Source organism: Streptosporangium carneum (assembly GCF_027922005.1).
Lineage (GTDB): Bacteria > Actinomycetota > Actinomycetes > Streptosporangiales > Streptosporangiaceae > Streptosporangium > Streptosporangium carneum.
This window is the reverse complement of sequence record NZ_BSEV01000043.1, coordinates 40,053-50,392: the sequence shown is the minus strand read 5'-3', so window position 1 is coordinate 50,392 and position 10,340 is coordinate 40,053. Positions and strand designations below refer to the sequence as shown.

Annotated in this window: 9 protein-coding genes; all 9 read left to right on the top strand. The window is 70.4% G+C overall.

Annotated elements, in window-relative coordinates; all coding sequences use genetic code 11:
- Positions 1-346 precede the first annotated feature (346 nt).
- The 9 genes from PKF00_RS42140 (at position 347) to rodA (ending at position 10,319) form a co-directional block, all read left to right on the top strand.
- Positions 347-1,639, top strand: coding sequence for a bifunctional folylpolyglutamate synthase/dihydrofolate synthase (locus PKF00_RS42140; protein WP_271223394.1), 1,293 nt, complete (start codon positions 347-349; stop codon positions 1,637-1,639).
- Positions 1,636-2,004, top strand: coding sequence for a DUF4233 domain-containing protein (locus PKF00_RS42135; protein WP_271223392.1), 369 nt, complete (start codon positions 1,636-1,638; stop codon positions 2,002-2,004). Before PKF00_RS42140 ends, PKF00_RS42135 begins: the two co-directional genes overlap by 4 nt.
- An 11-nt stretch (positions 2,005-2,015) precedes the next feature.
- Positions 2,016-3,830 (top strand): hypothetical protein, encoded by a 1,815-nt coding sequence (locus PKF00_RS42130; RefSeq protein WP_271223391.1) that lies wholly within the window; start codon positions 2,016-2,018, stop codon positions 3,828-3,830.
- 109 nt (positions 3,831-3,939) lie between these two features.
- A complete protein-coding gene (gene ndk / locus PKF00_RS42125) occupies positions 3,940-4,350 on the top strand; it encodes a nucleoside-diphosphate kinase (RefSeq protein WP_271223390.1) in 411 nt (136 codons plus the stop codon).
- A 230-nt stretch (positions 4,351-4,580) separates the two neighbouring features.
- Positions 4,581-5,612, top strand: a complete 1,032-nt coding sequence (locus PKF00_RS42120; protein ID WP_271223389.1) for a rod shape-determining protein — start codon at positions 4,581-4,583, stop codon at positions 5,610-5,612.
- The gene (gene mreC / locus PKF00_RS42115; RefSeq protein ID WP_271223388.1) at positions 5,612-6,505 is read left to right on the top strand and encodes a rod shape-determining protein MreC; all 894 of its coding nucleotides are present in this window, start codon (positions 5,612-5,614) and stop codon (positions 6,503-6,505) included. The genes PKF00_RS42120 and mreC overlap by 1 nt, the downstream gene beginning before the upstream one ends.
- A complete protein-coding gene (gene mreD / locus PKF00_RS42110; protein WP_271223387.1) occupies positions 6,495-7,022 on the top strand; it encodes a rod shape-determining protein MreD in 528 nt (175 codons plus the stop codon). The genes mreC and mreD overlap by 11 nt, the downstream gene beginning before the upstream one ends.
- A 67-nt stretch (positions 7,023-7,089) precedes the next feature.
- On the top strand, positions 7,090-9,159 hold the full coding sequence (mrdA, locus tag PKF00_RS42105) for a penicillin-binding protein 2 (protein WP_271223386.1): 2,070 nt from the start codon (positions 7,090-7,092) through the stop codon (positions 9,157-9,159).
- Entirely contained in the window at positions 9,156-10,319 is a 1,164-nt protein-coding gene (rodA, locus tag PKF00_RS42100) for a rod shape-determining protein RodA (RefSeq protein WP_271223385.1), read from the top strand. Before mrdA ends, rodA begins: the two co-directional genes overlap by 4 nt.
- Positions 10,320-10,340: the final 21 nt, after the last annotated feature.

Sequence of the window (10,340 nt, the reverse complement as noted above, 5' to 3'; positions counted from 1 at the left end):
CACCGGGGACGGTGTGGGAGAGTAGGTCGCCGCCGGACAATCTTTCAAGGAGGGTCACCCCGTTCGGGGTGGCCCTTCTTTGCGTTTCCGGGACTTTCTCGTGCGGGCTCGATCCGGTGGTGTGTCGCGTCGTTGGCGCGGGGCCGGGCTGGTGGGTGTCCGTACCCGGTGTCGGTGCTCGCCGTACCGGCATCGGGAAGCACTGAGAAGCGCTGAGAAGAGGGCCCAGAGCGGACAGGACGCGGAAACACGGGCTCCGGGGTCTTGCCTGACGGGCCTGGCGGGAGGCCGCCGGTGGGGTCAGTAGGCTTGGGACGTGGAATATCGAGCGGTCGAACAGGCAATCATGGAACGCGGAGTCGAGTGGAACTTCGAGCCCACTCTCGACAGGATCGCCGCGCTCATGGACGTGCTCGGTTCCCCGCAGCACGCCTATCCGGTCGTTCACGTCGCGGGAACGAACGGGAAGTCCAGCACGACGCGCATGATCGAGACGCTCCTGCGCGAACGCAATCTGCGCGTCGGTCGCTTCACCAGCCCGCATCTGGTGTCCATGCGTGAGCGCATCTCCGTCGACGGCGCTCCGCTGAGCGAGGAGCGTTTCACCGAGGTCTACGAGGACATCGAGCCCTACCTCAAGATGATCGACGCCCAGGGCCGCAGGCTCTCGTTCTTCGAGACGCTCACCGCGATGGCCTTCGCCGCCTTCGCCGACGCGCCCGTCGACGTCGCGGTGATCGAGACGGGCATGGGCGGCAGCTTCGACGCGACCAACGTCGCCGACGGCGTGGTCGCCGTCATCACCCCGATCTCCCTGGACCACGTCGACTATCTCGGCCCTGACGTCGAGACGATCGCGGGCGAGAAGGCCGGCATCATCAAGCCGGAGGCGACGGCCGTGCTGGCGCAGCAGCAGCTTCCCGCCGCGGAGGTGTTGGTGCGCAGGGCGGCCGAGGCGGGGGCGACCGTGGCCAGGGAGGGGCTGGAGTTCGGCGTGCTGGGCAGGGAGTTGGCGGTCGGCGGGCAGCTGCTCCACCTCAAGGGCCTGAAGGGGACCTACGAGGAGGTTCTGCTTCCCCTGTACGGGGCACACCAGGCGGGCAACGCCGCCTGCGCGCTGGCCGCCGTCGAGGCGCTGACCGCGGGGGACGAGCCTCTCGACCCCGAGCTGGTACGGCAGGCGTTCCTGCAGGTGCGCTCGCCGGGCAGACTGGAGGTCGTACGGCGTGGGCCCACGGTGCTCGTGGACGCCGCGCACAACCCCGGCGGGATCCAGGCCACCCTGGAGGCCGTCCATGAGTCCTTCGACTTCGCCAAGCTCATCGGTGTCGTGGCGATGTTCGCCGACAAGGACGTCCGGGGCATCCTGGAACTGCTGGAGCCGATGATGGACGAGCTCGTGGTGACGAGGAACTCCTCGCCGAGGTCCATGGATCCGCACGAGCTGGCGGCGCTCGCCGGGGAGATCTTCGGGCCCGACAGGGTCCGTCTGGCCGAGCGGCTCGACGAGGCGATCGACGTCGGCATCGGCCTCGCGGACGAGGCGGGGGAGCTGGCCGGGGCCGGTGTGCTGATCACCGGTTCCGTGGTCACGGCCGGAGACGCGCGGCTGTTGCTGAAGGCGGAGGAGGCCACGTGAGCGAGACGACGGAGAAGGGGCGAGGGATGTTCACCGTCACCCCAGGTATGCGGCGGCTCTGCGCCAGTGTGCTGGGCATGGAGGCGATCGTCGTCGGGTTGTTCACGCCGGTGGCGATCAACACCCAGAACGTCGCGCCCGCCGTCGCGGTGACGGTCGGGATCGGCCTGGCGGTTCTGTCCGTCCTGGTGGTGGGCATGCTGAAACATCCCTTCGCCTACATCGTGGGAAGTGTGATCCAGGTTCTGGCCATCGCCGCGGGTTTCCTGGTTCCGACCATGTTCTTCCTCGGAGCGATCTTCGCCGCGCTGTGGATCACGGCGATATTCGTCGCTCGCCGTGTCGAGGGCGTGACTTCCCGCTAAAGTCGGCCAACATGGCCGTCCCTCCCATTCAGCCGGACCGGGGGGTGGTCGCCGGGTCCGAGACCCTGGCGCGCCCCCTCCGTGCCTCGCTGGTGCTCGACGTCGTCCTCGGGCTGCTCGTCGCGGTGACGCTTCCGCTGGCGATCGTTGCGATCCCCAACACCGTCTCCGTGGTCGCCGCGCTGCTCCCACCGGACATCTCGCAGGTCGAGATGGTCAGGGCGCACGGGCTGGCGCTGCCCGCCATGGTGCTGACCGTGCCGCTGGCCGCGCTGCTCTTACGCCGGGTGCGCGCGGTCCCGATCCTGGTCGCGGGGCTGACGCTGCTCGCGCTCGCCGACGCGGCCGGAGGTTACGCCGAGTCCTCGCTGCTGGTCGGCGTTCTGCGGGTCCTGCACGGGGTGGGGGCCGGTCTGCTGGTGCCCGCCAGTCTCGTGGCGGTCTGGGAGCGGTCCCTGGTCCTGCGCGCCGTCTGGGGAGGCATGCTCGCGGTGAGCCTCCTGGCCGCGCAGGCGCTCGCCCTGTGGCCTCTCGACGAGGTCAGGTCGTGGCGGGTGACGCTTCAGCCGTACCCCATGCTCACGGGCGTCGCCCTGGCGCTGGCAGCCGTCTGTCTCGTGCTGTGGGTGCGAGGCGGCGAAGGCGCGGCCGAGCCCGTTCCGCTGGAGCGCGGGCGGTTGCCGGTGGCGGCCGGACTGGCGGCGGCGATCGCCGCCCTGGCCCTCGGCACGACGTTCGACTGGCCGCCGGGGCTGCTCGTCCTCACGGCCGCGCTGTCCATCCTGGCGCTCTTCTGTCTCGCCTCAGCCTGCGGGTTCGAGGGCGTCTTCGGCAGGGCGTCCGCCTACACGACGCTCGCGATCGGCGTGGTGGTCCTGCCGACCGCGGCGCAGGTCACCTACGTCGAGCTCGGCGGTCTGGGCGGGCCGGGTCTGTCCGGCCTGTGGCTGGCGTTCGCGATCGCCGGGATCACGGGCCTGGTCGCCGCGGTGCTGGCGAGCAGGCTCGGCGACGCCGTCATGCCGCTGTGCGCCGCGGGCGGCCTGGTGGTCGTGGTGGCCGGGTTGTGCGCGGTCAGACTGCTCCTTCCCGCGGCGGAGGGGCCCGCGCTGATCCTTCCGTTCGTGCTGCTCACGGTCGGCACCGCGGTCGCGCTGACCTCCGCGCTGCGTCCGTCGGGCGCGGGCGCCGCGCTCTTCGCGCTGTCGCTGTTCTTTCCCGGCGTCCTGTCCGGCTTCCTGCTGGGCAGCGGGATCCAGGTCACCCGCCTGAAGGAGGCCGGGTCCCCGCAGGCTATGGTCGACGCGTTCGTGGACGCCCTGCATCTGTGGGCCCTGGTCGGCGGAGGCCTGGTGGTCGTCATGATCGTGCTCGGCGCGGTTCTGGCCAGCCGCCTCCCCGCGGTGCGGGCCGGTGCGGCGGGTGCCCTGCCCCGGGTCGAGCTGCCTCCGGTCGAGGGTCTCGACGACGTCCAGGAGGAGGAGCCGAAGGGGGAGGCGTCCGCGGCCTCCTCCGCGTTTCCTACGGCGTTTCCCGCGGTTCCCGCGCCCGCGCCGCCTGTCGACTCCGATCTGTCCTCCTCCGCCGGGGCTCGCGGGGAGTCCGCCTCCGGGGCGGTCGGCGGGCTCGAGGAGGACAGGCCGGGGCATGTCCGGCCGGAGCCGGAGCCGAAAACGGGTCCCAGGCCGAAGGAGAAGCCGGGAAACACGCCCTCACCGGCGGCCAGGCCGGAAGCGGATCCTGACAAGCCCGGCGCGTTGCCGGTGGTGCCGCCGCCGACCCCGTCTCCCGAGGGGGCGCTGGGGGACGGGGCCGACCGTCCGTGATGTCGCCGACCACGGCGAATCGGGCCGGGGACGGTAAACTTCGCGCGTTCATCGCAGTCCGCGAGTCATTTCCGTTCAGCGAGTCGTTTCCGTTCGAAGGAGAACCTCAGTGTCCGAGCGCACCCTTGTCCTGATCAAGCCCGACGGTGTCGCGCGTGGTCTCATCGGCGACGTGATCGCCCGGATCGAGCGCAAGGGCCTGAAGGTCGCGGCGCTGGAGCTGCGCACCCTGGACGCCGACACCGCCAAGTCGCACTACGCCGAGCACTCCGAGCGGCCGTTCTTCGGCGAGCTGGTCGAGTTCATCACCTCGGGCCCGCTGGTCGCGCTGGTCGCGGAGGGTCCCCGTGCGATCGAGGCCTTCCGCTCCCTCGCCGGCCTGACCGACCCGGTCAAGTCCGCCCCCGGCACCATCCGCGGCGACCACGCCCTGGAGATCGGTGAGAACGTGGTCCACGGCTCCGACTCGCCCGAGTCCGCCGCCCGTGAGATCAAGCTCTTCTTCCCGGACCGCTTCTGAGTCCCGCCCCGCAGACCTTTTACCCGCCCGAGGCCTGATCCCGGGCGGGCCCCAGGTCCCTTCGAGCCCCGTCATCCCTGTGGATGGCGGGGCTCGACGTGTTGCGGCGACTTAAGATTTTCCCGGAGCTGGGGGCCTCATTGCGTTCAGTGGTGGGTACGTCACGTTACGATTCGAGTGCGTTCTGTAGTTTTCGCCGACGACCTGACGGAAGGAGGGCCGCCTTCCTCATGAGCAGCAAGCTTGCCTTCCTCGGCCGCGACATGGCGGTCGATCTCGGCACCGCCAACACTCTCGTCTACGTGCGGGGGCGCGGCGTCGTTCTCAACGAACCATCCGTCGTGGCGATAAACACGACCACGGGAAAGATCGTGGCCATCGGCATCGAGGCCAAACGCATGATCGGCAGGACCCCCGGAAACATCCTGGCGATCAGGCCCCTCAAGGACGGCGTCATCGCCGACTTCGACGTCACCGAGCGCATGCTCCGCTACTTCATCCAGCGGGTGCACAAGCGTCATCATTTCGCCAAGCCGCGCATCATCATCGCGGTGCCGAGCGGGATCACCGGGGTCGAGCAGCGGGCGGTCAAGGAGGCCGGATACCAGGCGGGCGCCCGGGGGGTCTACATCATCGAGGAGCCGATGGCCGCCGCGATCGGCGCGGGGCTGCCCGTGCACGAGCCGACCGGCAACATGGTGGTCGACATCGGCGGCGGCACCACCGAGGTGGCGATCATCTCGATGGGCGGGGTGGTGACCAGCCAGTCGATCCGGGTCGGCGGTGACGAGCTGGACCAGGCGATCATCACCTTCGCCAAGAAGGAGCATTCGATCATGCTCGGCGAGCGGACCGCGGAGGAGATCAAGATGGCGATCGGTTCGGCCTGCCTGCTTCCCGAGGAGGGGCACGCCGAGATCCGCGGCCGTGACCTGGTCACCGGCCTGCCGAAGACGATCGTCGTCTCGGCCGCCGAGATCCGCAGGGCCACCGAGGAGCCGGTGAACGTGATCGTCGACGCGGTCAAGACGACGCTGGACAAGTGCCCGCCGGAGCTCTCCGGCGACCTGATGGACCGGGGGATAGCGCTCACCGGAGGCGGCGCGCTGCTCAAGGGGATGGACGAGCGGCTCAAGGACGAGACCGGCATGCCGATCCATCTGGTGGACAACGCGCTCGACTCCGTCGCCCTCGGGTCGGGCAAGTGCGTCGAGGACTTCGACGCCCTGCAGCAGGTTCTGGTGCCGGAGCCGCGGCACTGATGAGGGACACACGCCGGGCACGGATGAGCCTGGGGGTGCTGCTGGCCGCGGCGCTCGCACTCATGACCGTCGACCACAGGGCGGGGGCGAACTCTCCGCTCAGTCCGCTCAGGACGGCGGGCGCGGAGCTGTTCGGCGCCGCGGAGAGCGCGGGAGCGGGCTTCGTGCGGCCGATCGGGCGTTTCTTCGAGACGATGACGGCCGCGCCGGACGCGCAGCGCCGCATCGACGCGCTGCGCGCGGAGAACCAGCGGCTCAGGCGTGATCTGACGGCCCAGGCCCTGGACCGTCAGCACTCCGCGGAGCTGGGGCGTCTGCTGGGCGTCGCGGGGATAGCCGGATACCGGCTGGTTCCGGCGCAGGTGATCGCGCGGCGTGGCACGCCGGGGTTCGAGGAGGCCGTCCAGCTCGACGTGGGCAGCGCCGACGGGGTCCGCTCGGAGATGACCGTGCTGAACGGCGACGGCCTGGTCGGCAGGGTGGTCCAGGTGAGCACGTCCACCTCGACCGTGGTCCTGCTGAGCGACCCGGCCTCCGCGGCGGGGGCGCGGCTCGAGGGGAGCAACGAGATAGGGGTGGTGCACGGGGTCGGGCAGAACGGCCGTCTGCTCCGTTTCCGTCTGCTCGACTCGACCGCGCAGGTCGTTCCCGGGCGTCGCATCGTGAGCTTCGGCTCCCAGCGTGGCGCGCCGTACGTCGCGGGGGTGCCGATCGGGGTGGTCGAGCACGTGGAGGCCACGCCGGGGGAGCTGACCCGCATCGCCTACGCGCGCCCCTACGCCGACCTCACCGCGCTGGACGTGGTGGGTGTGGTGGTGCAGGCGCCCAGGCGCAACCCGCGCGACGCCGTGCTGCCCGACGTGCCGCGTGAGGGGGCCGACGGTGGGGCGTGACGTGGCGTCCGTGGGGGTGCTCCTGCTGGCTCTGGTCGTGCAGGTGACGGTCGTCAACCGGTTGCCGCTGCCCGGTGGGGCCGCGCCCGATCTGGTGCTGCTCACCGTCGTGGGATACGCCCTGGCGCGTGGGGCCACCGCGGGGGCGGTCATGGGTTTCTGCGCGGGGCTCGCGGGCGACGTGCTGCCGCCCGCCGCGCACGTGCTCGGGCAGTACACCCTGGTGCTGTGCCTGATCGGGTTCGCCGCGGGGCGGGTGGCCGACAGCCGTCCCGATGCCAGGCTGCCCGCCGCGCTGGCCTGCGCGGCGGCGGGGCCGCCCGCTCTCGCGGTGACCAGCCTGCTGCTCGGCGACGCCCAGATCGGCGGGGAGGCGCTCGTCGCGACGCTGCCCTGGGAGGTCGGATACAACCTGCTGGCCGCGCCGCCGACGGTGTGGCTGGTGATGAGGATCGCCAGGGGGCCCCGCGAACGGGAGCTGCGGCCTGTGGGGCATCTCGTGCGGAGACGGGCATGAGCGGGCGGGGCGTCGGGGACGGCGTCCTGGGTTCCCGCTCACCGGTTCCCGCGGCCGGGAGGCCGGAGTGATCCGGACAAGGGGCAGGCTGGTCGTGCTCCAGATCCTGGTGATCTCGTTGCTGGCGCTGCTGGCCGTACGGCTCTGGCAGGTGCAGGTGGTGCGCGGGGCGGAGTACGTGGCGGCGGCGACCGAGACACGCACCCGCGACGTGGTCGTGCCCGCGGTGCGCGGGCAGATCCTCGACTCGGCGGGGCGGCCGCTGGTGCGCAACCGGACCAGGCTTGTGGTGTCCGTCGACCGCACGAGCCTGAACCGGATGGAGGGCAACGGCAGGGTCGTGCTGCAGAAGCTCGCCACGGTGCTGAACCGCAGGCCCGTGGACCTGCGCATGCGCATCAGGGCGTGCGGGCCCGGGGTCACCAGGCCCTGCTGGCCTGGCTCCCCGTACCAGCCGATCCCGATCGACGACGACGTCACCACCCGCGAGGCCCTGCAGATCCTGGAGCGGCAGGAGGAGTTTCCCGGGGTCACCGCAGAGGTGCAGGCGGTCAGGGAGTACCCCGGCAGTACCGCGGGCGCGCAGGCGCTCGGCTACCTGCAGCCGATCACGCAGGAGGAGCTGGAGAAGCGCGACGGGTTCAAGGCGGTGTTCTCCGGGGTCGACCTGGTGGGCCGCGACGGCCTCGAGGCGGTCTACGACAGACAGTTGCGGGGGGTGCCCGGATTGCGGCGGGTGCAGGTCGACCGGCTTGGCAAGGTGATCGGGGTCGAGCGGCAGGTGCAGCCGACACCGGGTGACACGCTCATCACCAGCATCGACGCCAGAGTGCAGGCGGTGACGGAGAAGGCTCTGGCCGAGGCGATGAAGGCGGCTCCGACCGCGGACGGCGCGGCGGGGGTCGTGCTCGACGTGCGGACCGGCAGGGTGGTCGCGCTGGCCAGCGCGCCGACCTACAACCCCGCGGTGTGGACGGGGGGCATCTCGGAGCCCGACTACCAGCGTCTGCTGTCGGGCAAGGCGGGCATGCCGCTGGTGTCGCGGGCGATCAAGGGGGAGTTCGCCCCCGGTTCGACGTTCAAGGTGTCGTCGGTCTCGGCGATGCTCAGGGACGGTTATCCCCTGCACGGCCGTTACGACTGCCCTGGCTCCTTCATGGTCGGCAGCAGGCCGTTCAACAACTTCCACGGCATCGGGATGGGCACCATCGACCTGCACACGGCCCTGGTGAAGTCCTGCGACACGATCTTCTACAAGGCGGCGTACGAGCAGTGGCTGCGCGACGGGGGATTGCGGCCGAGGGGGAAGACGAAGGAGCCGATGGCGACCATGGCGCGGGCCTTCGGGTTCGGCAGGCCGACGGGGATCGACCTGCCGGGCGAGTCGGCGGGCCGGATCCCCGACCGCGAGTGGAAGAAACAGCTGTGGGCTGAGACCAAGACGGAGAACTGCAGGCGGGCGAGGTCCGGCTATCCGGAGGTCGCCAGGAGCAGTCCCGGCAGGGCGGCCTTCCTCAAACAGCTGGCGTACGAGAACTGCGTCGAGGGCTACCAGTGGCGGCCGGGCGACGCGGCCAACTTCTCCATCGGGCAGGGCGACGTGCTGGTGACCCCGTTGCAACTCGCCGCGGCGTACGCGGCGCTGGTCGGAGACGGCAAGTTGCGCAGTCCCCGTCTGGGCTGGGCGCTGGTGCGCCCCGACGGCACGATGGTCAAGGAGATCAAGGCGCCTGTCGTGGGCAGGCTGCCGATCTCCCCGGTGGAGCGGGCCTACATCAAGGGGGCGCTCAGCGAGGTCGCCTCCGACGGCACGGCGGCCGGGGCCTTCGCGGGGTTCCCCATGGACAAGGTCAAGGTCGGCGGCAAGACCGGCACCGCCGAGGTCTACGGCAAGACCGACACCTCTTGGTTCGCCTCGTTCGCTCCCACGGACAGGCCGCGGTTCGTGGTGGTCGTCATGGTCTCCCAGGGCGGGATGGGCGGTCAGACCGCGGCTCCCGCCGTGCGGAAGATCTACGAGGGCATCTACGGCCTCGCGCCCGAGGCCAAGGGGAAGCCGGTCCGCGCGGCGCTGCCGAACCATCGTCCCGCCGTCGACCTGCCGATGATCAAGCGGGACGGGACCGTGGCGCGGTGAACCGCTCGACGGCCGTGCAGAGCGGTGGTTCCCTCGCCCGCAGGGCGGTCGCGGCGTCCTCCGCGGTACGCAGGATGGACGGGGTGTTGCTGGTCGCCGTCGCCGCGCTGACGGTGATCGGCACGATGCTGGTCTGGTCGTCGACCAGGACCTGGGCGCCGGGTGCGACCGGGCTCGTCAAGAAGCACATCCTCAACGTGTCCATCGGGATCGCGCTGACCAGCGCGGCGGTGATGGTCAACCACAGGTCGCTGCGCATCTACTCGCCGCTGGTGTACGGCGTGAGCCTGGTGGGGCTGGTGCTGGTCATCACGCCGCTCGGCGCGACCGTGAACGGCGCCCACTCGTGGATCATGCTGGGCGGCGGTTTCGCCTTCCAGCCCTCCGAGTTCGCCAAGCTCGGCCTGGTGCTGATGCTGGCCATGCTGCTGGCCAAGCCGTCCAGGGGCACCGACAGGCCTCGAGGGCTCGACGTCGCGCTGTCACTGGGGGTGGCGGGGTTCACCATGGGGCTGGTGATGCTCCAGCCCGACCTGGGCACCACCATGGTCCTCGGGGTGATCACCGCGGGGGCGATCGTGATCGGGGGCGTCCGCAAGCGCTGGGTCCTCGGGCTCGGAACGCTGGTGGTCTGCGGGGGCGCGGCCGTGTGGCTGCTCGACGTGCTGGAGCCGTACCAGATCGCGCGGTTCACCGCCTTTCTCAATCCCGCGAGCGATCCGCGCGGTGTCGGCTACAACAGCACCCAGTCACTGATCGCGATCGGTTCCGGCGGGCTGTTCGGCAAGGGGTTGTTCGAGGGGGGCCAGACGACGGGGCGGTTCGTGCCCGAGCAGCACACCGACTTCATCTTCACGGTCGCGGGGGAGGAGTTCGGTTTCCTCGGTTCGGTCACCGTGGTGGTCCTGATCGGGGTGATTCTGCTGCGCGGGGTGCGCATCGCGCGGCAGTGCGACGACAGGTTCGGCACCCTGGTGGCCGGGGTGATCGTCTGCTGGCTGGCCTTCCAGGCTTTCGTCAACATCGGGATGACGATAGGAATCATGCCGATTACAGGGCTTCCGCTCCCGTTTGTCTCCTATGGCGGTACTGCCACCTTCGCGAATATGATCGCTATCGGCTTGCTCCAAGCTATCCACATTCGCGAACAACCCTTCTGAATCAGCCAACATGAGAGCCGT